Source organism: Streptomyces sp. NPDC059567 (assembly GCF_042735655.1).
Taxonomy (GTDB): Bacteria; Actinomycetota; Actinomycetes; order Streptomycetales; family Streptomycetaceae; genus Streptomyces.
Genome location: NZ_JBHWBS010000083.1, coordinates 1 through 18,635 on the forward strand (window position 1 = coordinate 1; position 18,635 = coordinate 18,635).

Consider the following 18,635-nt stretch of genomic DNA (forward strand, 5'->3'; position numbering starts at 1 on the left):
CGCGTCTCTCCCGCGCGCCCCGTGTGCGTGACCCTCCGCCCGCGCCCGCGCCGCGGGGGGGGGGGGGGGCGGGCCCCCCCTCGTCGTTTCCGTTCCCGTGCGCCCTACTCCGAGGCGGCGGCCCGGTCGGCCGGGCGCCACACCCACGGGTGGGCGTCGGCGCCGAGGCCCACGGCCAGCGGGCCGTCGGGCACGAGCCGCAGCGCCGCCGCCTGGACGGGAGTCGTGCCCTGCGTACGGGTCCAGAGCCGGCCACCCCGCCGCAGCTGGATCCGGCCGCGCAGGTCCCGGCCGAGCAGCACGGTCTCGGCACCGTCCGCCGCGGCGGCCACCGGACCGTACCCGTCGAAGGACGCGTTCCCCCGCCCCGACAGCAGCTCCTTCGCCGCCGGCTTGCGGTAGTACACCTCCAGCGCGTCGGTTCCGGCGCGCGGGACGGCGGCGACCGGATTGCCCGCGCCGGGAAGCGGGGCGGCCGGAACACCGTCGATCCAGTGCCGGACGGACCGCCGGCCCGCGGCCAGGAGATGGACGCGTCCGGCGGTGTCGACCACGGCGTCCAGACCGTCCTGGACCTCGTCGGTGCCGGTGTCGGTCCCGGGCAGGCGCCGCCACGACGACCAGGTCCCGTCCGCGGCCCGTACACGCGTCGACACACCCTTGTCCGCGTCGCGTACGAAGAGATGGACCCGCCCGTCGGGGGTGGTCACGGCCACCGGCACACCGATCCGGCGTCCCCGGTCGTCGTCCCGCTCCGGATTGCCGAGCCCCCGCCACGCGAGGAACGGGCCGCCGGGGGAGCGCTGCTCCAGCAGGACGACCTCCCGCCGGTTCGCGCCGCCATGGCCGTCGAACGCGGCGAAGCGCACCCCGAAGAGCAGCACCCGGCCGTCGGGCAGCGTGGCCGAGCCCAGCGCGGGCGCGAGCGGCCCGCCGCCGAGGTCCTCCGGCGCGCCCCAAAGCCCGGACCCCTTCTCCGCCTCCCGCCAGCGGACGGCCCGCAGCCCCAGCACCCCGTAGGCGTCGAGCCGCGCGCCGGGCCGCGCGACGACGGCCGGACCGGCACCGGGCCAGCGGTGATGGGTGGCCCGCACCCAGCCCTTCCAGTTGGTCAGGGGGCGGTCCCCGCCCACGCCGTAGTCCCCGCAGCCCGACGGATTGCCGCACTGCCAGGACGGATCGCCGCCGTACGGGACGAGGTGCGCGGCCTTCTCCCCGAGGACCTGGGGCGGGAGGTTCTTGGGCCAATGACGGTTGTAGTAGCCCCGGAACGCGGTCGCGACGAACGCCGGTATCGCCCCCGGGCCCTTCTGCGCCTCGGCCACCCAGCGGATCAGCGCCGCCCAGGAGAAGCAGGCGACGGCCGTGTGATCGCCGTGGTCGGAGTAGCCGGGCTGCTCGCTGTCGCGCTTGCGCGTCGCCTCGTCGCCGATCTGGATGTCGGGGTCCGGGTCGAGGGTCTGGACGACGGTGGGCCGGTAGCGGTCGAGGAGGCCCACGAGGACGTCGATCAGCTGGTCGTGGTCGTAGGTGTCCGACCGGTCGACGGGGGAGCCGGCGGAGAGATGCGTACGCAGTTCGAGCGCGCGGTCGTGCCACAGCGCGGGCACGGCCATGTAGCGCCGCGAGGTGTGCATCGGCAGATTGAGGAAGATCAGCTCGACCCGGCGGCCGCCGTGCACGAGCGTGTCGATCTCGGCCCGTCGCCCGCCGCGGAGCGTGGTGACGGCCCGCTGCCAGGGCGTGAACTTGTCGAGCCCGAGGAGCGTCGCGTACGCCTGGCGCAGGCCCTGGTGGCGGGCGGAGGAGTAGGCGGCCTTGTCCGGGGGAGCGTCGGGCATCCCGGCGATGCGATTGCGGCCCGTGTGCTCGCCCGCGGTGACGTAGACGGAGACGAGCGGGACGCCTGCGTCGAGCATCCGCTGGGTGTCCGGGTTCATGAAGTACAGGTCGTCGTCCGGGTGCGCGGCGAACTGCATGAGCTGCGCGCGTCGCGTACTGGCGATCGGCATTCCCGGAGCGGGGTCGGCGGTGGGCCCGGTACGGCGTGGAGCGGGTACGGAACAGCCGGCGAGCGAGCCCGCGACGGCTGCCGTACCGAGGGCCACGGCGGCCGCGAGAACACCGCGCCGCCGGGGCAGGCCACCCGTAGCGGGCCTGGATATGTCTTCCACTGCTGCTTCCCCCGTGCCGCCTACCGGTCCGTACCGGTCCCTGAACGTCCCCTGGATCGGCGGATGGCCAGGTCGGGGCCGAGATCCGCGACTAGCTAGACGGCTCGGCGGACCGCGGGGTTGTGCGTGAACGCGCATTCGTGTGCCGAACGCACGGGCCGCCGCGTGGCGTTGCCGGGGGCTGTGAGACGCTCCGCTGCGCACGATGCGCGGGGCGGACGTATGTCATGGCCCCGATGAACCAGGGGTGGGGTACATGAGCTGGGAAAACAATGGGCAGAGCGGCGCGTCGCGGGCCGTCTCCGGGGTCTTCGGGATCGTGGTCGCCGTCGGCCTCGCGGTCCTCGTGGTGAGACCGGAGCTGATGCCGTGGCGCGAGACCGGCGACACGCAGCCGCTCGCGGCGGAGACCGCGCGGCCGTCCGCCGCGCCGTCCGAGGAGGCCTTCCCGGACCGGCCGACGCTGCGTGAGCCCTTCAAGGGCTCGCCGGCCCTCCGCTGGGCCGACGGGGCCGCGGGGATCGAGCTGCCGCAGGCCAAGGCGGTGGGCTGGATGTCGAAGGACGAGGTCGCCGCCGCGCTCAGGACGACCAAGAACTTCCTCGTCGCGGCCAACCTCGACCCGGCCGTGATCAAGGGCGACAAGCCCGCGGCGGCACTGGCCCTCCTCGACCCGAAGCAGCCCGACGTCCGCTCCGACATGGAGAAGGGCCTGGTCAAGGCCACCGAGCAGACCGACCCCACGCTGCTGTTCAGCCGGTTCAGCCCGAAAGAGGTACGGCTCGCGGGCTCCGTGGTGAAGACCCGGGGGCGGATGACCGTGGAGGCAGGCAAGGGCGAGAACGCCGACGCCGTGCTCGTCCGCACCGACTTCACCTTCGTCTACCCCGTCGTGAAGGTGCGCCCGGGCGCCGACGAGGTGACGCGGACGGTCGTACGTCGCCAGATCACCTTCTCGCTGCCCGACCCGGCCGAGTACATCGTCACCAAGGGCAAGTTGTCGGTGAGCGAGTGGAGTTCGAACGTCGGCAACGACGACTGCGACCGCCCCGTGGACGGCTACTTCCACCCGATGTTCGACGAGGACCTGATGGCGCTGCCCGACGCAGGGGCGACGGGCCCGGTCGTGGACCCGTACGACCGCAGCAAGAACCTCGACGAGCTGCCGCAGGAGTGCGGGACGAGCTCGCGCACCTGACCGGCCCGCGTACGCCTACGCGGCGCTGACGTCCTCGGGCCGGTGCACCTCGCCGGTCCCGAGCGACACCGTCGCCCGTACCAGCATCGGGCCGTCCTCGCGGCGGGACAGCAGTACCAGCTCGGCCACGCGGGCCGTCATGGAGCCGAGCAGGGCCTCGGAGGTGGTGGCGAGGGTGTGCGGGTCGTGACTGCGGCCGAGGGAGAGGTGCGGGGTGAAGCCCTTGGCCCGTCCACCGCACAGCGGGAACCGGAGTTCCAGCGCCTCCCGCAGACGGGCCCACGGCTGCTCGCCGGCCGCACAGGGGTCGAGCCAGACGGTGGCGTCCTCGCGGTGACCGAACCAGTGGACGCCCTCCAGCTGGGCCCGGAACGGGTGCGTTCCCCGCGCCGCGGCGGCCACCAGCGGGGTGGCCCGTTCGAACTCGGACTCCGGTACGAAGCCGAAGAGGACGTTGACGTGCGGGGGCCAGCGGTGGATCTGGCGGTCGTGCATGCGGCGGATGTGCTGGATCGCGGGCCACAGCCGCCGCGGCGGGATCCAGGCCACCGCGGTCCGGTTCGTCGCGGCCACCGCCAGGACCTCCTCGGGCGGGACCGGCTCGGCCTCCGCCGCCACGGTCTCGTCGAGCCGGTCCAGGCCCGTCGCCCGGTCCCAGACCAGCTCGCCGTCGGCCTCGAAGAAGATCACCCGATGCCAGGGGATCTCACCGCCCGGTACGAAGTCGGCCAGGGCCACCCGCTTCGGCTCGCGGACGCTCCGCTCGTGGATCCCCATCACGAACCGCTCGGGGTCGAAGCGGGCGTCCCACAGCACCCGGTGGTAGATCTCGTCGCTGGTGTGCACGCCTGGCGACTGCCCGGAATACGGCGTCTCAGGCGTGTTCATGCTAGGCGGCCCGTCTCTCGTGGGGACGGCAGTCGCGACATCGTCCGGGTTGCGCCGATCTGAAGGCTCGGTCGCAGGCGTCGCAGTTCTGGAGGGGGTCGGGGGCGGGGGGCCTCGCGGGCAGGGGCGGCGGAAGCAGGGCCGTGAGCCGGTGGGCGAGCAAGCCGGCCGGGTGGACCAGATCGTCGGGGAGGCTCGCGGCGAGGGTGCGCAGCACCGCGTCGGGGTGGGCGCCGCGTTCGAGCCAGGTGGCCACGGCGGGAGCCAGGCGGTGGATGTCCCGTTCGGCGAGCAGGAGCCGGGGCTCGTGGAGGCGCAGGCGGGCGAGGACGTCGGCGGCGGGTCGGTGCGCTTCCGTGAGCGGAGCGGGTGGCGGAGGGGGCGAAGCCGGGGTTACGCGGCGGGTTACGGGTTCCGCGCGTCGCTCCGGCCGGGATCGGCGGCGGGGGAGATGCCGGAGGCTTCGGCCGGGGCGGAGGCTCGTCGCCCGGGTCCGGGTCCGGGGGCGTCTCCGGATCGGGGGTCGGGTCAGCCCCGGACGGTTGTACGAGATCGTGCGCGGGGCGAGTCGTCCGTTGGGCAGTCGCTCGTTGAAGCGCTTCAGGTAGCCGTGGGCTTCCAACTCCCGCATGGCACGGGCGATGCGCATCTCGCTCTCGGGGAACCAGGCGGCCAGGGCCTTGATGCCGACGGGTGCCCCGGTGGGCAGCGACTGGAGGTGGACGGCCAGCCCGATGGCGAGCAACGAGAGCTCGCGGTGCTGGGCGAGGTGGTTGCCGACGACCGTGTAGCGGGTCGAGTGCCGGGCGTTGACGTGAATGAGTCCGGAGGCGCCCAGAGGCGCGCCAGGCTGCGAGTAAGCCATCAGGAAGTTCTGGTTCCGTGGTGGTCAGGCCCTCGATCGGGAGTGCAAGTCCCGGCCGGGGGCCGGCGTGTGTCCGAGGTTGTCGGCGCGCGGCGCGGAAGGCGTCCACGTCCGTGACTCCAAGGTCACCGAAGGCCCCCGCCTCGCCTTCGCCCCTCGCGCTTGGGTCGGGTTCGTCTCGTACGTCACTCAGCGCTGATATCGGGCGGGGTGATCAGGCGCGCCTTAAAGTCCGGGTATGGAGCCCAGGGCCAGGGGCGCGGTCACCTCGATCATGGTCGTGCTGACGTTGACGACCGGTGTGATCGAGGCCGTCAGCTATCTCGCGCTGGGGCCCGCCTTCACCGCGATGCAGACGGGGAACCTGCTCCTGCTGGCGTTCTCGCTCACGGGTGTCGCCGGGCTGTCGCCTCTCGCCGCAGGAGTCTCCTGCGCCGGCTTCGTGGTCGGCGCGTTGCTCGGCTCGCTCCTGGAGTCGACCGTGGACAACCACGGTCGCCCGTGGTTCGCTCCCGCGCTGCTCGGCGAAGGGCTGTTGCTCGGGCTCGGGGCGCTCGTGGCGTGGCTCGGCGAGGTCGACGGGCCGGGCGGCCCCGTCGCCGGCCACCATTTCGCCGCCGTGGCGCTGGTCGCCGTCGCCATGGGGATGCGCAACGTCACGACCCTGCGGGTAAGGGCCCCGCACGTGTCCACGACGCTGTCCACCCGCGCCATGATCGCGCTCGTCGGCGGTCTGCCGCACCTTGCGGACCCCCGCATCGGCGCGGGCGGCGGCCATGAGGTCCGCCGGTTCGTCTCGATCGGGGCGATGTTCGCGGGGGGTGTGCTGGGCGCCTGGCTGCTGCACGAAGAGGTGAGCCCGGGGGCGATCCTGGCCATTCCCTCCGCGGTGGTCCTGGCCTTTGCCGCGGCGACCTGGGTGGCGCAGCGGCGGCACATGCCCGAGCCGGGGTGAGCCCGCCGCCGGTCGGCGGAAGCGGGCACCCACGGGCTACGCGGGGACGTGGGGGCTCCTGGGGCGACGAGACCGTCCCGCCGTAGGCCCGGGCGGTGCGCCGCCGTCACGGCGGCGCATATCAGTGTGGCCGTGCCCCACCCACGTGCCCGTTGATCTCGGCATCCGCCGATCAAAGCGTGGCTGCGCCCCTACGTGTACCCCCACGTGACGTGGGGTACAGTCTTGCGCCTCGATTGGCGGCCGGATGCCCGCGTATGGCAGACTGTCGGGGTTGCTCGGTTGAGTGCCGATGCTGCGCGCCTCCCGTCGGGGGGACCGGAAGCGAGTCCCACAGTACTCGTCGCTCCTTCTTAGGAGCGGACGTACGGGAATCTTCCGGGAAGCGTCAGCGGGGTGCCGACCAGGCGCTCGGTGGGTGTTCTGCCCCCGGACTCGCGGTCATGGTGACCGCACCCCCTTGGTTGGGAGATCCTCAGGGATTTCTGCGTAGAGGGAGTGCGACACGCCCGACCGCGTGGGTCGGAGACAGAGTGCACGAGAACCCCCGAGTCCAGAGCGTTAACCAAGACAAAGGACTACTGAGTAGCCATGGCGGGACAGAAGATCCGCATCCGGCTCAAGGCCTACGACCACGAGGTCATCGACTCCTCGGCGAAGAAGATCGTCGAGACGGTGACGCGCACTGGTGCGTCGGTCGCGGGCCCGGTGCCGCTGCCCACTGAGAAGAACGTGTACTGCGTCATCAAGTCGCCGCACAAGTACAAGGACTCGCGCGAGCACTTCGAGATGCGCACGCACAAGCGCCTCATCGACATCCTCGACCCCACGCCGAAGACGGTTGACTCGCTCATGCGCCTCGACCTCCCGGCGGGCGTCGACATCGAGATCAAGCTCTGAGGTGACGCGCGAGATGGCTAAGAACATCAAGGGCATCCTGGGCGAGAAGCTCGGCATGACGCAGGTCTGGGACGAGAACAACCGGGTCGTCCCGGTGACCGTCGTCAAGGCCGGCCCCAATGTCGTGACCCAGGTGCGTACGAACGACATCGACGGCTACGAGTCGGTCCAGATCGCCTTCGGCGAGATCGACCCGCGCAAGGTGAACAAGCCCCTCAAGGGTCACTTCGCCAAGGCCGACGTCACCCCGCGCCGTCACCTTGTGGAGCTCCGCACCGCTGACGCCTCCGAGTACACGCTCGGCCAGGAGATCACCGCCGAGCTCTTCGAGGCCGGTGTGAAGGTCGACGTCACCGGTAAGAGCAAGGGCAAGGGCTTCGCCGGTGTCATGAAGCGCCACAACTTCCGTGGTGGCAAGGCCTCCCACGGTGCCCACCGCGTGCACCGCAAGCCCGGTTCGATCGGTGGCTGCGCCACCCCGGGCCGTGTCTTCAAGGGCATGCGCATGGCCGGCCGTATGGGCAACGAGCGCGTGACCACCCAGAACCTGACCGTTCACGCCGTTGACGCGGAGAAGGGCCTGCTCCTGATCAAGGGTGCGGTTCCTGGTCCGAACGGCGGCCTCGTCCTGGTCCGCACCGCGGCCAAGGGGGCCTGAGGATATGAGCACCATTGACATTCTGTCGCCCTCCGGCGACAAGACCGGGACCGTCGAGCTCCCGGCCGAGATCTTCGAGGCCAAGATCAGCATCCCGCTGATCCACCAGGTCGTCGTCGCGCAGCTGGCCGCCGCCCGTCAGGGCACGCACAAGGTCAAGACGCGTGGCGAGGTCCGTGGTGGTGGCAAGAAGCCGTACCGCCAGAAGGGCACCGGCCGCGCCCGTCAGGGTTCGACCCGCGCCCCGCAGTTCGCCGGTGGTGGCGTCGTGCACGGTCCCGTGCCGCGTGACTACTCGCAGCGGACCCCGAAGAAGATGAAGGCCGCCGCCCTCCGCGGTGCCCTCTCCGACCGGGCGAACCACTCCCGCATCCACGTCGTCTCCGGCGTGGTCGAGGGTGGCATCTCCACCAAGGCCGCCAAGACGCTGTTCGGCAAGATCTCGGAGCGCAAGAACCTGCTCCTGGTCGTCGAGCGCGCCGACGAGGCCGCGTGGCTGTCCGCCCGCAACCTGCCCCAGGTGCACATCCTGGAGCCGGGCCAGCTGAACACGTACGACGTGATGCGATCCGACGACGTGGTCTTCACCCAGGCCGCCCTCGAGTCCTTCGTGTCTGGCCCCAAGGCCGCTGACAACGAAGGGAGCGAGGCCTGATGTCCGAGGCCACGATCACCAGCAAGACCTTCACGGACCCGCGTGACGTTCTCGTCAAGCCGGTTGTTTCCGAGAAGAGCTACGCGCTGCTCGACGAGAACAAGTACACGTTCATCGTTGCGCCCGGCGCCAACAAGACCCAGATCAAGCAGGCCGTCGAGGCGGTCTTCTCGGTCAAGGTCACCGGGGTCAACACGATCAACCGTCAGGGCAAGCGCAAGCGCACCCGCACCGGTTTCGGCAAGCGCAAGGACACCAAGCGCGCCATCGTGACCCTTGCCGAGGGCAACCGTATCGACATCTTCGGCGGTCCGACCGCCTAAGGGCGGTCTGGATCGTCCGGAATCGGACGAGGACTGAGAAATGGGAATCCGCAAGTACAAGCCGACTACGCCGGGCCGCCGTGGCTCCTCCGTAGCCGACTTCGTCGAGATCACGCGGTCCACGCCGGAGAAGTCGCTGGTCCGCCCGCTGCACAGCAAGGGTGGCCGTAACAACACCGGTCGTGTGACCGTCCGTCACCAGGGCGGTGGCCACAAGCGCGCCTACCGCGTGATCGACTTCCGTCGTCACGACAAGGACGGCGTGCCGGCCAAGGTCGCTCACATCGAGTACGACCCGAACCGCACCGCTCGCATCGCGCTGCTCCACTACGCGGACGGCGAGAAGCGCTACATCATCGCCCCGCGTGGTCTTTCGCAGGGCGACCGGGTTGAGAACGGCCCCACGGCCGACATCAAGCCCGGCAACAACCTGGCCCTCCGCAACATCCCGGTCGGTACCACGATCCACGCGATCGAGCTCCGTCCCGGCGGTGGCGCCAAGTTCGCCCGTTCCGCGGGTGCCTCCGTGCAGCTGCTGGCGAAGGAGGGCACGATGGCCCACCTTCGTATGCCGTCCGGTGAGATCCGTCTCGTCGACGCCCGCTGCCGCGCCACCATCGGCGAGGTCGGCAACGCCGAGCAGTCGAACATCAACTGGGGCAAGGCCGGCCGTAAGCGCTGGCTGGGCGTTCGCCCGACCGTTCGCGGTGTGGCGATGAACCCGGTGGACCACCCGCACGGTGGTGGTGAGGGCAAGACCTCCGGTGGTCGCCACCCGGTCTCCCCGTGGGGTCAGAAGGAGGGTCGTACTCGTTCGCCGAAGAAGGCTTCGAACAAGTACATCGTCCGCCGCCGCAAGACGAACAAGAAGCGCTAGGAGCGGGTTTAGATGCCGCGCAGTCTCAAGAAGGGACCCTTCGTTGACGGCCACCTCGTGAAGAAGGTGGACGCTCAGAACGAAGCCGGTACCAAGAACGTCATCAAGACCTGGTCCCGTCGCTCGATGATCATCCCGGCCATGCTCGGCCACACGATCGCGGTGCACAACGGCAAGACCCACATTCCGGTGTTTGTCACCGAGTCGATGGTCGGCCACAAGCTCGGCGAGTTCTCGCCGACGCGCACCTTCCGGGGTCACGTGAAGGACGACCGGAAGTCGAAGCGCCGCTAGTAGCGGGGTGGAATGACCATGACAGACACTGGAAGGACAACCATGGAAGCCAGGGCCCAGGCGCGGTACATCCGCGTTACGCCCATGAAGGCCCGCCGTGTGGTGGACCTTATCCGTGGCATGGATGCCACGGAGGCTCAGGCGGTCCTGCGTTTCGCCCCGCAGGCCGCGAGCGTGCCGGTCGGCAAGGTGCTGGACAGCGCCATCGCCAACGCCGCGCACAACTACGACCACAGTGACGCCTCTTCGCTGTACATCAGCGAGGCGTTCGTGGATGAGGGCCCGACCCTGAAGCGGTTCCGTCCGCGTGCTCAGGGCCGTGCCTACCGGATCCGTAAGCGGACCAGCCACATCACCGTGGTCGTCAGCAGCAAGGAAGGAACCCGGTAATGGGCCAGAAGGTTAACCCGCATGGGTTCCGGCTCGGCATCACCACGGACTTCAAGTCCCGCTGGTACGCCGACAAGCTGTACAAGGACTACGTCAAGGAAGACGTCGCCATCCGTCGGATGATGACGTCCGGCATGGAGCGCGCCGGCATCTCGAAGGTTGAGATCGAGCGCACCCGTGACCGCGTGCGGGTGGACATCCACACCGCGCGTCCCGGCATCGTCATCGGCCGTCGTGGCGCCGAGGCCGACCGCATCCGCGGCGACCTCGAGAAGCTCACGGGCAAGCAGGTCCAGCTGAACATCCTCGAGGTCAAGAACCCCGAGATGGACGCTCAGCTGGTTGCTCAGGCCGTTGCCGAGCAGCTCTCCTCCCGCGTCTCCTTCCGTCGCGCCATGCGTAAGAGCATGCAGGGCACGATGAAGGCCGGCGCCAAGGGCATCAAGATCCAGTGCGGCGGTCGCCTCGGCGGCGCCGAGATGTCCCGCTCGGAGTTCTACCGCGAGGGCCGCGTGCCCCTGCACACGCTCCGCGCGAACGTCGACTACGGCTTCTTCGAGGCCAAGACGACCTTCGGCCGCATCGGCGTGAAGGTCTGGATCTACAAGGGCGATGTCAAGAACATCGCCGAGGTCCGCGCCGAGAACGCAGCGGCCCGTGCGGGTAACCGCCCGGCCCGTGGCGCCGGTGACCGTCCGGCCGGTGGCCGCGGTGGTCGCGGTGGCGAGCGTGGCGGTCGCGGTCGCAAGCCGCAGCAGGCTCAGGCTGCCGAGGCCCCCAAGGCCGACGCTCCCGCCGCCGCTCCGGCTGCTGAGAGCACCGGAACGGAGGCCTGACCGAAATGCTGATCCCCCGTAGGGTCAAGCACCGCAAGCAGCACCACCCGAAGCGCAGCGGTATGTCCAAGGGTGGTACGCAGGTTGCGTTCGGCGAGTACGGCATTCAGGCCCTCACTCCGGCGTACGTGACCAACCGCCAGATCGAGGCGGCTCGTATCGCGATGACCCGCCACATCAAGCGTGGCGGCAAGGTCTGGATCAACATCTACCCGGACCGCCCGCTGACCAAGAAGCCTGCCGAGACCCGCATGGGTTCCGGTAAGGGTTCGCCGGAGTGGTGGATCGCGAACGTCAAGCCCGGTCGGGTGATGTTCGAGCTGTCCTACCCGAACGAGAAGATCGCGCGCGAGGCCCTGACCCGTGCGGCCCACAAGCTGCCGATGAAGTGCAAGATCGTTAAGCGCGAAGCAGGTGAGCTGTGATGACCGCCGGTACCAAGGCGTCCGAGCTGCGCGAGCTGGGCAACGAGGAGCTTGTCGCCAAGCTCCGCGAGGCCAAGGAAGAGCTGTTCAACCTCCGCTTCCAGGCGGCGACCGGTCAGCTCGAGAACCACGGTCGGCTCAAGTCCGTCCGTAAGGACATCGCCCGGATCTACACCCTGATGCGTGAGCGCGAGCTGGGCATCGAGACGGTGGAGAACGCCTGATGAGCGAGAGCAATGTGACTGAGAAGACCGAGCGCAACGCTCGCAAGGTCCGTGAGGGCCTTGTCGTCAGCGACAAGATGGACAAGACCGTCGTCGTCGCCGTCGAGGACCGCGTCAAGCACGCGCTGTACGGCAAGGTCATCCGCCGTACGAACAAGCTCAAGGCTCACGACGAGCAGAACGCTGCCGGCGTCGGCGACCGCGTCCTCCTGATGGAGACCCGGAAGCTGTCGTCGACGAAGCACTGGCGCGTCATCGAGATCCTCGAGAAGGCCAAGTAATCACTTGAAGGGGTAACCCTTCGAGTTCGTTCCGCCAGGCTCGGCCGGGGCTTCCTCGTGAAGCCCCGGCCGGGAACCGGCAGACAATCAGGAGATAGACGTGATCCAGCAGGAGTCGCGACTGCGTGTCGCCGACAACACTGGTGCCAAGGAGATCCTTTGCATCCGTGTTCTCGGTGGTTCCGGTCGCCGCTACGCGGGCATCGGTGACGTCATCGTCGCCACCGTCAAGGACGCGATCCCCGGTGGCAACGTGAAGAAGGGTGACGTCGTCAAGGCGGTCATCGTTCGCACCGTCAAGGAGCGCCGCCGCCAGGACGGCTCGTACATCCGCTTCGACGAGAACGCCGCTGTCATTCTCAAGAACGACGGCGACCCTCGCGGCACCCGTATCTTCGGCCCGGTGGGCCGTGAGCTGCGCGAGAAGAAGTTCATGAAGATCATCTCGCTCGCGCCGGAGGTGCTGTAAGCATGAAGATCAAGAAGGGCGACCTGGTCCAGGTCATCACCGGTAAGGACAAGGGCAAGCAGGGCAAGGTCATCACGGCCTTCCCCCGCGAGAACCGCGTCCTCGTCGAGGGTGTCAACCGGGTCAAGAAGCACACCAAGGCCGGCCCGTCGCAGGCCGGTGGCATCGTCACGACCGAGGCGCCGGTCCACGTCTCCAACGTCCAGCTGGTCGTTGAGAAGGACGGCAAGAAGGTCGTCACGCGCGTCGGTTACCGCTTCGACGACGAGGGCAACAAGATCCGCGTTGCCAAGCGGACGGGTGAGGACATCTGATGGCTACCACCACCACTCCGCGTCTCAAGACGAAGTACCGCGAGGAGATCGCGGGCAAGCTGCGTGAGGAGTTCTCCTACGAGAACGTCATGCAGATCCCCGGCCTCGTCAAGGTCGTGGTCAACATGGGTGTGGGCGACGCCGCCCGCGACTCCAAGCTGATCGAGGGCGCCATCCGCGACCTCACCACGATCACCGGTCAGAAGCCGGCCGTCACCAAGGCTCGCAAGTCCATCGCGCAGTTCAAGCTGCGTGAGGGCCAGCCGATCGGTGCGCACGTCACCCTCCGTGGCGACCGCATGTGGGAGTTCCTGGACCGCACCCTGTCGCTCGCGCTTCCGCGCATCCGCGACTTCCGTGGTCTGTCCCCCAAGCAGTTCGACGGGCGTGGCAACTACACCTTCGGTCTCACGGAGCAGGTCATGTTCCACGAGATCGACCAGGACAAGATCGACCGTGTCCGGGGTATGGACATCACCGTGGTGACCACGGCGACCAACGACGCTGAGGGCCGTGCCCTTCTCCGTCACCTCGGCTTCCCGTTCAAGGAGGCGTAAGCGAGATGGCGAAGAAGGCTCTCATCGCGAAGGCTGCCCGCAAGCCCAAGTTCGGCGTGCGCGGCTACACGCGCTGCCAGCGCTGTGGTCGTCCCCACTCCGTGTACCGCAAGTTCGGCCTGTGCCGCGTGTGCCTTCGTGAGATGGCTCACCGTGGCGAGCTGCCGGGCGTGACCAAGAGCTCCTGGTAATCCCTTCATTGGGATGACCGGAGTCTCTCGGTAAGCAGAGGGTTGGCGGAGGCCCACCACTCCATGGCTTAGGCTAGGAGGGTTGGGCGTCCGCCGCCCGTACGACTTACTACGCCGTAGGTCCCCGCGCCGCACCCGTCCCGCCCCTGTGTGGGGAGAGGGATGGCGCATACAGGAAACCCCGGCGAGAGAGGCCGAAGGCCAATTCATGACCATGACTGATCCCATCGCAGACATGCTCACGCGTCTGCGTAACGCGAACTCGGCGTACCACGACTCCGTGTCGATGCCGCACAGCAAGATCAAGTCTCACATCGCGGAAATCCTCCAGCAGGAGGGCTTCATCACGGGCTGGAAGGTCGAGGACGCCGAGGTCGGCAAGAACCTCGTCCTCGAGCTCAAGTTCGGTCCGAACCGTGAGCGCTCCATCGCGGGCATCAAGCGGATCTCGAAGCCGGGCCTCCGGGTTTACGCGAAGTCCACCAACCTGCCGAAGGTTCTCGGCGGCCTGGGCGTGGCGATCATCTCCACGTCCCACGGTCTCCTGACCGGCCAGCAGGCAGGCAAGAAGGGCGTAGGTGGGGAAGTCCTCGCCTACGTCTGGTAGTCGGGAACGGAGGAATAGCTAATGTCGCGTATTGGCAAGCTGCCTATCCAGGTTCCCGCCGGCGTGGACGTCACCATCGAGGGCCGCTCGGTCACGGTCAAGGGTTCCAAGGGCACCCTGACCCACACCGTTGCCGCGCCGATCGAGATCGTTAAGGGCGAGGACGGCGTTCTCAACGTCACCCGTCCGAACGACGAGCGTCAGAACAAGGCCCTCCACGGCCTGTCCCGCACGCTGGTGGCCAACATGATCACCGGTGTGACCCAGGGTTACGTGAAGGCGCTCGAGATCAGCGGTGTCGGTTACCGCGTTGCCGCGAAGGGCTCCAACCTGGAGTTCCAGCTCGGCTACAGCCACCCGATCCTGGTGGAGGCGCCCGAGGGCATCTCCTTCAAGGTCGAGTCGCCGACCAAGTTCTCGGTCGAGGGCATCGACAAGCAGAAGGTCGGCGAGGTCGCGGCGAACATCCGCAAGCTGCGGAAGCCCGACCCGTACAAGGCCAAGGGCGTCAAGTACGCCGGCGAGGTCATCCGCCGCAAGGTCGGAAAGGCTGGTAAGTAAGCCATGGCATACGGTGTGAAGATCGCCAAGGGCGACGCTTACAAGCGTGCGGCCAAGGCCCGCCGTCACATCCGCATCCGCAAGAACGTGTCGGGTACGGCGGAGCGTCCGCGCCTCGTCGTGACGCGTTCGAACCGCGGTATCACCGCTCAGGTCATCGACGACCTCAAGGGTCACACCCTTGCGTCCGCGTCGAACCTGGACGCGTCGATCCGCGGTGGCGAGGGTGACAAGTCGTCGCAGGCCAAGCAGGTCGGCGCGCTCGTCGCCGAGCGCGCGAAGGCCGCGGGTGTCGAGGCTGTCGTGTTCGACCGTGGTGGCAACAGGTACGCCGGGCGCATTGCCGCTCTGGCTGACGCCGCCCGCGAAGCCGGGCTGAAGTTCTAAGCCCCGGTTCCGGGACTAACGGACGTAACAGAGAGAGGTAAATCCAATGGCTGGACCCCAGCGCCGCGGAAGCGGTGCCGGTGGCGGCGAGCGGCGGGACCGGAAGGGCCGCGACGGTGGCGCTGCCGCCGAGAAGACCGCGTACGTTGAGCGCGTTGTCGCGATCAACCGCGTCGCCAAGGTTGTCAAGGGTGGTCGTCGTTTCTCCTTCACCGCGCTGGTCGTGGTGGGTGACGGTGACGGCACCGTAGGTGTCGGTTACGGCAAGGCCAAGGAAGTTCCCGCGGCCATCGCCAAGGGTGTCGAGGAAGCCAAGAAGAACTTCTTCAAGGTTCCCCGCATCCAGGGCACCATCCCTCACCCGATCCAGGGCGAGAAGGCCGCGGGCGTCGTCCTGCTCAAGCCGGCTTCCCCCGGTACCGGCGTTATCGCCGGTGGCCCGGTGCGTGCCGTGCTCGAGTGCGCAGGCGTTCACGACATCCTGTCGAAGTCGCTCGGCTCCGACAACGCGATCAACATCGTGCACGCGACCGTGGAGGCCCTGAAGGGCCTGCAGCGTCCCGAGGAGATCGCGGCTCGCCGTGGTCTGCCCCTCGAGGACGTCGCCCCCGCGGCTCTGCTCCGTGCTCGTGCGGGAGCGGGTGCGTAATGGCCCGCCTCAAGATCACGCAGACGAAGTCGTACATCGGCAGCAAGCAGAACCACCGCGACACCCTGCGTTCGCTCGGGCTCAAGCGCCTGAACGACGTGGTCGTCAAGGAGGACCGCCCCGAGTTCCGCGGAATGGTGCACACCGTCCGCCACCTCGTGACGGTCGAGGAGGTCGACTGACATGGCGGAGAACAACCCGCTGAAGGTCCACAACCTCCGTCCCGCCCCGGGCGCCAAGACCGCCAAGACCCGTGTGGGTCGTGGTGAGGCGTCGAAGGGTAAGACGGCCGGTCGTGGTACCAAGGGCACGAAGGCCCGTTACCAGGTTCCGGAGCGCTTCGAGGGTGGGCAGATGCCCCTCCACATGCGTCTCCCGAAGCTCAAGGGCTTCAAGAACCCGTTCCGCACCGAGTACCAGGTCGTGAACCTGGACAAGCTGGCCGCGCTCTACCCGCAGGGTGGCGAGGTCACGGTGGCCGATCTGGTCGCCAAGGGTGCGGTTCGTAAGAACCAGCTCGTCAAGGTGCTCGGCACCGGCGAGGTCTCCGTGGCGCTGCAGGTGACGGTCGACGCCGTCTCCGGCTCCGCCAAGGAGAAGATCGCCGCCGCCGGCGGCACCGTCACCGAGCTCGTCTGAGACGACTCGATGGCCTGAACATCCGACCGGGGATGCCTCTCAAAAGGGGCATCCCCGGTTGGTCGTTCCTAGGGGGGCATGTCCGCCGGTAAGGTGGCGTGCACTGTCTATGCTCCGTGCGGTATGCCCGCACGGTTTTTGACTGGTACCTATTCGTCGAACCTCAAGACCGTCACCTCTGGCGCATGGCGCGGGGGTCGCAGGAGGCACCGTGCTCACCGCGTTCGCCCGGGCGTTCAAGACGCCCGACCTGCGCAAGAAGCTGCTCTTCACGCTCGGCATCGTCGTGCTGTACCGGCTCGGGGCACACATCCCCGTGCCCGGTGTCAGTTACCAGGCCGTACAGCAGTGTGTGGACCAGGCGAGCCAGGGCAACAACTCCCTGTTCGGCCTGGTGAACATGTTCAGTGGCGGAGCGCTGCTGCAGATCACCATCTTCGCGCTCGGCATCATGCCGTACATCACGGCGAGCATCATCCTGCAGCTGCTGACCGTCGTGATTCCGCGTCTGGAAGCCCTGAAGAAGGAGGGGCAGTCGGGCACCGCGAAGATCACGCAGTACACGCGTTATCTGACGATCGCCCTCGCCATCCTCCAGGGCACCGGTCTCGTGGCCACCGCCAAGAGCGGTGCGCTGTTCAGCGGCTGCACGGTGGCCAACCAGGTCGTCCCGGACCCGTCCGTCTTCACCATCGCCACGATGGTCATCACGATGACCGCCGGTACCGCCGTCGTCATGTGGCTCGGTGAGCTCATCACCGACCGCGGCATCGGCAACGGCATGTCGATCCTGATGTTCATCTCGATCGCCGCCGGCTTCCCGGGCGCCCTCTGGGCCATCAAGGAGAGCGGCAAGCTCGCCAAGGGCTGGATCGAGTTCGGCACCGTCATCCTGATCGGCTTCGTGATGGTGGCGCTCGTCGTCTTCGTCGAGCAGGCCCAGCGCCGTATCCCCGTGCAGTACGCGAAGCGCATGATCGGCCGCAGGTCCTACGGCGGAACGTCCACTTATATCCCGCTCAAGGTGAACCAGGCGGGTGTGATTCCTGTCATCTTCGCCTCGTCGCTGCTCTACATCCCGGCCTTGATCGCGCAGTTCTCGAACTCCTCCGCGGGGTGGAAGACCTGGATCGAAGCCCACTTCGTCAAGGGTGACCACCCCTACTACATCGCGACGTACTTCCTCCTGATCGTGTTCTTCGCCTTCTTCTACGTGGCGATCTCGTTCAACCCCGAGGAAGTTGCCGACAACATGAAGAAGTATGGTGGCTTCATCCCGGGTATCCGGGCTGGTCGACCTACTGCCGAGTATCTGAGCTACGTGCTCAACCGGATCACTTGGCCGGGCTCGCTGTATCTGGGTCTGATCGCTCTTGTGCCGACGATGGCGTTGGCAGGCTTCGGTGGCGCCAATGCCAACTTCCCGTTCGGCGGGACGAGCATCCTCATCATCGTGGGTGTGGGGCTGGAGACCGTGAAGCAGATCGAGAGCCAGCTCCAGCAGCGCAATTACGAAGGGTTCCTCCGCTGATGCGAATCGTCCTCGTCGGACCGCCCGGTGCGGGCAAGGGCACGCAGGCCGCGTTCCTTGCCAAGAACCTGGACATTCCGCACATCTCCACGGGTGACCTGTTCCGCGCCAACATCTCGCAGGGCACGGAGCTGGGCCTCAAGGCCAAGGCGTACATGGACGCCGGCGACCTTGTCCCGGACGAGGTGACCATCGGAATGGCCAAGGACCGGATGGAGCAGCCGGACGCCGTCAATGGCTTCCTGCTGGACGGGTTCCCGCGGAACGTGGCCCAGGCCGAGGCTCTGGACACGGTCCTGAAGGCCGAGGACATGCAGCTGGACGCTGTCCTGGACCTGGAGGTCCCCGAGGACGAGGTCGTGAAGCGGATCGCGGGTCGCCGCATCTGCCGCAACGACAGCGCGCACGTCTTCCACGTCACCTACACGCCGCCGAAGACCGCGGGTGTGTGTGATGTCTGTGGTGGCGAGCTCTACCAGCGCGACGACGACTCCGAGGAGACCGTCCGCCGGCGCCTGGAGGTCTACCACACGCAGACCGAGCCGATCATCGACTACTACCGGGCGCAGAACCTGGTCGTGACGATCTCGGCGCTCGGCAAGGTGGACGAGGTCACCGCGAAGGCGATGGCCGCGCTCAAGAAGTAACCCTGGTTCGTTCGATACGGCCGCGGTGCCCCGCCGGGGCGCCGCGCCGGATAGTTTTTGAGTGCCCTGGACACCGACCGGCAGGGCCCCGCCACGCGGGTGGAGGTGAACAACCCCCAGCTCTGCGCGCAGTTGCGCGG

28 protein-coding genes and 1 pseudogene are annotated in these 18,635 nt (G+C 68.2%); 26 read left to right on the top strand and 3 right to left on the bottom strand.

Annotated features, from left to right (window positions below):
* Window positions 1-104: 104 nt before the first annotated feature.
* Entirely contained in the window at window positions 105-2,141 is a 2,037-nt protein-coding gene (locus tag ACFVZW_RS28330) for a PIG-L family deacetylase (protein ID WP_384526981.1), read from the bottom strand.
* 289 nt (window positions 2,142-2,430) lie between these two features.
* On the opposite strand from ACFVZW_RS28330, the gene ACFVZW_RS28335 reads away from it, so the two are divergent.
* Window positions 2,431-3,372 (top strand): hypothetical protein, encoded by a 942-nt coding sequence (locus ACFVZW_RS28335; RefSeq protein WP_384526924.1) that lies wholly within the window; start codon window positions 2,431-2,433, stop codon window positions 3,370-3,372.
* Between the two features lie 30 nt (window positions 3,373-3,402).
* Here the strand turns inward: ACFVZW_RS28335 and ACFVZW_RS28340 are convergent.
* Together ACFVZW_RS28340 and ACFVZW_RS28345 are read right to left on the bottom strand one after the other, a co-directional pair.
* Window positions 3,403-4,218 (bottom strand): annotated as a pseudogene (locus tag ACFVZW_RS28340) (RNA repair domain-containing protein); the annotation flags it as partial.
* 43 nt (window positions 4,219-4,261) lie between these two features.
* A complete protein-coding gene (locus tag ACFVZW_RS28345) occupies window positions 4,262-5,125 on the bottom strand; it encodes a helix-turn-helix domain-containing protein (protein WP_384526927.1) in 864 nt (287 codons plus the stop codon).
* Window positions 5,126-5,192: 67 nt separating this feature from the next.
* Here ACFVZW_RS28345 and ACFVZW_RS28350 point away from each other — a divergent pair, with 67 nt between their 5' ends.
* From ACFVZW_RS28350 to ACFVZW_RS28470, 25 genes are all read left to right on the top strand, one after another.
* Window positions 5,193-5,324: a DUF397 domain-containing protein gene (locus ACFVZW_RS28350; protein ID WP_384526930.1), complete on the top strand. Its 132-nt coding sequence runs from the start codon at window positions 5,193-5,195 to the stop codon at window positions 5,322-5,324.
* A gap of 39 nt (window positions 5,325-5,363) precedes the next feature.
* Window positions 5,364-6,080, top strand: a complete 717-nt coding sequence (locus ACFVZW_RS28355) for a YoaK family protein (RefSeq protein WP_384526933.1) — start codon at window positions 5,364-5,366, stop codon at window positions 6,078-6,080.
* Between the two features lie 591 nt (window positions 6,081-6,671).
* Window positions 6,672-6,980, top strand: a complete 309-nt coding sequence (gene rpsJ / locus ACFVZW_RS28360) for a 30S ribosomal protein S10 (protein ID WP_003948644.1) — start codon at window positions 6,672-6,674, stop codon at window positions 6,978-6,980.
* Between the two features lie 13 nt (window positions 6,981-6,993).
* Window positions 6,994-7,638: a 50S ribosomal protein L3 gene (gene rplC / locus ACFVZW_RS28365; RefSeq protein WP_260229398.1), complete on the top strand. Its 645-nt coding sequence runs from the start codon at window positions 6,994-6,996 to the stop codon at window positions 7,636-7,638.
* Window positions 7,639-7,642: 4 nt separating this feature from the next.
* Window positions 7,643-8,293 (top strand): 50S ribosomal protein L4, encoded by a 651-nt coding sequence (gene rplD / locus ACFVZW_RS28370; RefSeq protein WP_376436451.1) that lies wholly within the window; start codon window positions 7,643-7,645, stop codon window positions 8,291-8,293.
* The gene (rplW, locus tag ACFVZW_RS28375; RefSeq protein ID WP_318103821.1) at window positions 8,293-8,616 is read left to right on the top strand and encodes a 50S ribosomal protein L23; all 324 of its coding nucleotides are present in this window, start codon (window positions 8,293-8,295) and stop codon (window positions 8,614-8,616) included. Before rplD ends, rplW begins: the two co-directional genes overlap by 1 nt.
* A 40-nt stretch (window positions 8,617-8,656) precedes the next feature.
* Window positions 8,657-9,493: a 50S ribosomal protein L2 gene (rplB, locus tag ACFVZW_RS28380; protein WP_046908246.1), complete on the top strand. Its 837-nt coding sequence runs from the start codon at window positions 8,657-8,659 to the stop codon at window positions 9,491-9,493.
* A gap of 12 nt (window positions 9,494-9,505) precedes the next feature.
* Window positions 9,506-9,787 carry a 30S ribosomal protein S19 gene (gene rpsS, locus ACFVZW_RS28385; protein ID WP_015035577.1) on the top strand — a complete coding sequence of 94 codons (282 nt, stop codon included), beginning with the start codon at window positions 9,506-9,508 and terminating at the stop codon, window positions 9,785-9,787.
* Window positions 9,788-9,829: 42 nt separating this feature from the next.
* Complete coding sequence (gene rplV / locus ACFVZW_RS28390; RefSeq protein ID WP_041662774.1) at window positions 9,830-10,177, top strand: 50S ribosomal protein L22; 348 nt, start codon at window positions 9,830-9,832, stop codon at window positions 10,175-10,177.
* Window positions 10,177-11,013, top strand: coding sequence for a 30S ribosomal protein S3 (gene rpsC / locus ACFVZW_RS28395; RefSeq protein WP_260229395.1), 837 nt, complete (start codon window positions 10,177-10,179; stop codon window positions 11,011-11,013). Before rplV ends, rpsC begins: the two co-directional genes overlap by 1 nt.
* A 5-nt stretch (window positions 11,014-11,018) precedes the next feature.
* Entirely contained in the window at window positions 11,019-11,438 is a 420-nt protein-coding gene (gene rplP, locus ACFVZW_RS28400; protein WP_015035580.1) for a 50S ribosomal protein L16, read from the top strand.
* Window positions 11,438-11,662, top strand: a complete 225-nt coding sequence (gene rpmC / locus ACFVZW_RS28405; protein WP_361445390.1) for a 50S ribosomal protein L29 — start codon at window positions 11,438-11,440, stop codon at window positions 11,660-11,662. The genes rplP and rpmC overlap by 1 nt, the downstream gene beginning before the upstream one ends.
* Entirely contained in the window at window positions 11,662-11,943 is a 282-nt protein-coding gene (rpsQ, locus tag ACFVZW_RS28410; protein ID WP_260229394.1) for a 30S ribosomal protein S17, read from the top strand. Before rpmC ends, rpsQ begins: the two co-directional genes overlap by 1 nt.
* Before the next feature lie 100 nt (window positions 11,944-12,043).
* Window positions 12,044-12,412 carry a 50S ribosomal protein L14 gene (rplN, locus tag ACFVZW_RS28415; protein ID WP_003956455.1) on the top strand — a complete coding sequence of 123 codons (369 nt, stop codon included), beginning with the start codon at window positions 12,044-12,046 and terminating at the stop codon, window positions 12,410-12,412.
* 2 nt (window positions 12,413-12,414) lie between these two features.
* Window positions 12,415-12,726: a 50S ribosomal protein L24 gene (gene rplX / locus ACFVZW_RS28420; RefSeq protein ID WP_015035583.1), complete on the top strand. Its 312-nt coding sequence runs from the start codon at window positions 12,415-12,417 to the stop codon at window positions 12,724-12,726.
* A complete protein-coding gene (gene rplE / locus ACFVZW_RS28425; protein ID WP_260229393.1) occupies window positions 12,726-13,283 on the top strand; it encodes a 50S ribosomal protein L5 in 558 nt (185 codons plus the stop codon). Before rplX ends, rplE begins: the two co-directional genes overlap by 1 nt.
* A 5-nt stretch (window positions 13,284-13,288) precedes the next feature.
* Entirely contained in the window at window positions 13,289-13,474 is a 186-nt protein-coding gene (locus ACFVZW_RS28430) for a type Z 30S ribosomal protein S14 (RefSeq protein ID WP_003948630.1), read from the top strand.
* 208 nt (window positions 13,475-13,682) lie between these two features.
* A complete protein-coding gene (gene rpsH / locus ACFVZW_RS28435) occupies window positions 13,683-14,081 on the top strand; it encodes a 30S ribosomal protein S8 (protein ID WP_158989430.1) in 399 nt (132 codons plus the stop codon).
* A 21-nt stretch (window positions 14,082-14,102) separates the two neighbouring features.
* The gene (gene rplF, locus ACFVZW_RS28440) at window positions 14,103-14,642 is read left to right on the top strand and encodes a 50S ribosomal protein L6 (RefSeq protein WP_361667570.1); all 540 of its coding nucleotides are present in this window, start codon (window positions 14,103-14,105) and stop codon (window positions 14,640-14,642) included.
* A 3-nt stretch (window positions 14,643-14,645) separates the two neighbouring features.
* The gene (gene rplR, locus ACFVZW_RS28445) at window positions 14,646-15,029 is read left to right on the top strand and encodes a 50S ribosomal protein L18 (protein ID WP_352188391.1); all 384 of its coding nucleotides are present in this window, start codon (window positions 14,646-14,648) and stop codon (window positions 15,027-15,029) included.
* Window positions 15,030-15,075: 46 nt separating this feature from the next.
* Entirely contained in the window at window positions 15,076-15,678 is a 603-nt protein-coding gene (gene rpsE / locus ACFVZW_RS28450) for a 30S ribosomal protein S5 (RefSeq protein WP_015035588.1), read from the top strand.
* The gene (rpmD, locus tag ACFVZW_RS28455; protein ID WP_005313525.1) at window positions 15,678-15,860 is read left to right on the top strand and encodes a 50S ribosomal protein L30; all 183 of its coding nucleotides are present in this window, start codon (window positions 15,678-15,680) and stop codon (window positions 15,858-15,860) included. Before rpsE ends, rpmD begins: the two co-directional genes overlap by 1 nt.
* 1 nt (window position 15,861) lies before the next feature.
* On the top strand, window positions 15,862-16,317 hold the full coding sequence (gene rplO, locus ACFVZW_RS28460) for a 50S ribosomal protein L15 (RefSeq protein WP_137993928.1): 456 nt from the start codon (window positions 15,862-15,864) through the stop codon (window positions 16,315-16,317).
* A 211-nt stretch (window positions 16,318-16,528) separates the two neighbouring features.
* Complete coding sequence (gene secY / locus ACFVZW_RS28465; protein ID WP_384526950.1) at window positions 16,529-17,848, top strand: preprotein translocase subunit SecY; 1,320 nt, start codon at window positions 16,529-16,531, stop codon at window positions 17,846-17,848.
* Entirely contained in the window at window positions 17,848-18,495 is a 648-nt protein-coding gene (locus ACFVZW_RS28470; protein WP_384526953.1) for an adenylate kinase, read from the top strand. Before secY ends, ACFVZW_RS28470 begins: the two co-directional genes overlap by 1 nt.
* Window positions 18,496-18,635: the final 140 nt, after the last annotated feature.

Excerpts from the sequence above, each read along its gene's own strand:
- ACFVZW_RS28335 (WP_384526924.1), top strand. The coding sequence starts at position 2,431 with ATGAGCTGGGAAAACAATGGGCAGAGCGGCGCGTCGCGGGCCGTCTCC.
- ACFVZW_RS28345 (WP_384526927.1), bottom strand. The coding sequence starts at position 5,125 with ATGGCTTACTCGCAGCCTGGCGCGCCTCTGGGCGCCTCCGGACTCATT.
- ACFVZW_RS28355 (WP_384526933.1), top strand. The coding sequence starts at position 5,364 with ATGGAGCCCAGGGCCAGGGGCGCGGTCACCTCGATCATGGTCGTGCTG.
- rpsJ (WP_003948644.1), top strand. The coding sequence starts at position 6,672 with ATGGCGGGACAGAAGATCCGCATCCGGCTCAAGGCCTACGACCACGAG.
- rplC (WP_260229398.1), top strand. The coding sequence starts at position 6,994 with ATGGCTAAGAACATCAAGGGCATCCTGGGCGAGAAGCTCGGCATGACG.
- rplD (WP_376436451.1), top strand. The coding sequence starts at position 7,643 with ATGAGCACCATTGACATTCTGTCGCCCTCCGGCGACAAGACCGGGACC.
- rplW (WP_318103821.1), top strand. The coding sequence starts at position 8,293 with ATGTCCGAGGCCACGATCACCAGCAAGACCTTCACGGACCCGCGTGAC.
- rplB (WP_046908246.1), top strand. The coding sequence starts at position 8,657 with ATGGGAATCCGCAAGTACAAGCCGACTACGCCGGGCCGCCGTGGCTCC.
- rpsS (WP_015035577.1), top strand. The coding sequence starts at position 9,506 with ATGCCGCGCAGTCTCAAGAAGGGACCCTTCGTTGACGGCCACCTCGTG.
- rplV (WP_041662774.1), top strand. The coding sequence starts at position 9,830 with ATGGAAGCCAGGGCCCAGGCGCGGTACATCCGCGTTACGCCCATGAAG.
- rpsC (WP_260229395.1), top strand. The coding sequence starts at position 10,177 with ATGGGCCAGAAGGTTAACCCGCATGGGTTCCGGCTCGGCATCACCACG.
- rplP (WP_015035580.1), top strand. The coding sequence starts at position 11,019 with ATGCTGATCCCCCGTAGGGTCAAGCACCGCAAGCAGCACCACCCGAAG.
- rpmC (WP_361445390.1), top strand. The coding sequence starts at position 11,438 with ATGACCGCCGGTACCAAGGCGTCCGAGCTGCGCGAGCTGGGCAACGAG.
- rpsQ (WP_260229394.1), top strand. The coding sequence starts at position 11,662 with ATGAGCGAGAGCAATGTGACTGAGAAGACCGAGCGCAACGCTCGCAAG.
- rplX (WP_015035583.1), top strand. The coding sequence starts at position 12,415 with ATGAAGATCAAGAAGGGCGACCTGGTCCAGGTCATCACCGGTAAGGAC.
- rplE (WP_260229393.1), top strand. The coding sequence starts at position 12,726 with ATGGCTACCACCACCACTCCGCGTCTCAAGACGAAGTACCGCGAGGAG.
- ACFVZW_RS28430 (WP_003948630.1), top strand. The coding sequence starts at position 13,289 with ATGGCGAAGAAGGCTCTCATCGCGAAGGCTGCCCGCAAGCCCAAGTTC.
- rpsH (WP_158989430.1), top strand. The coding sequence starts at position 13,683 with ATGACCATGACTGATCCCATCGCAGACATGCTCACGCGTCTGCGTAAC.
- rplF (WP_361667570.1), top strand. The coding sequence starts at position 14,103 with ATGTCGCGTATTGGCAAGCTGCCTATCCAGGTTCCCGCCGGCGTGGAC.
- rplR (WP_352188391.1), top strand. The coding sequence starts at position 14,646 with ATGGCATACGGTGTGAAGATCGCCAAGGGCGACGCTTACAAGCGTGCG.
- rpsE (WP_015035588.1), top strand. The coding sequence starts at position 15,076 with ATGGCTGGACCCCAGCGCCGCGGAAGCGGTGCCGGTGGCGGCGAGCGG.
- rpmD (WP_005313525.1), top strand. The coding sequence starts at position 15,678 with ATGGCCCGCCTCAAGATCACGCAGACGAAGTCGTACATCGGCAGCAAG.
- rplO (WP_137993928.1), top strand. The coding sequence starts at position 15,862 with ATGGCGGAGAACAACCCGCTGAAGGTCCACAACCTCCGTCCCGCCCCG.
- ACFVZW_RS28470 (WP_384526953.1), top strand. The coding sequence starts at position 17,848 with ATGCGAATCGTCCTCGTCGGACCGCCCGGTGCGGGCAAGGGCACGCAG.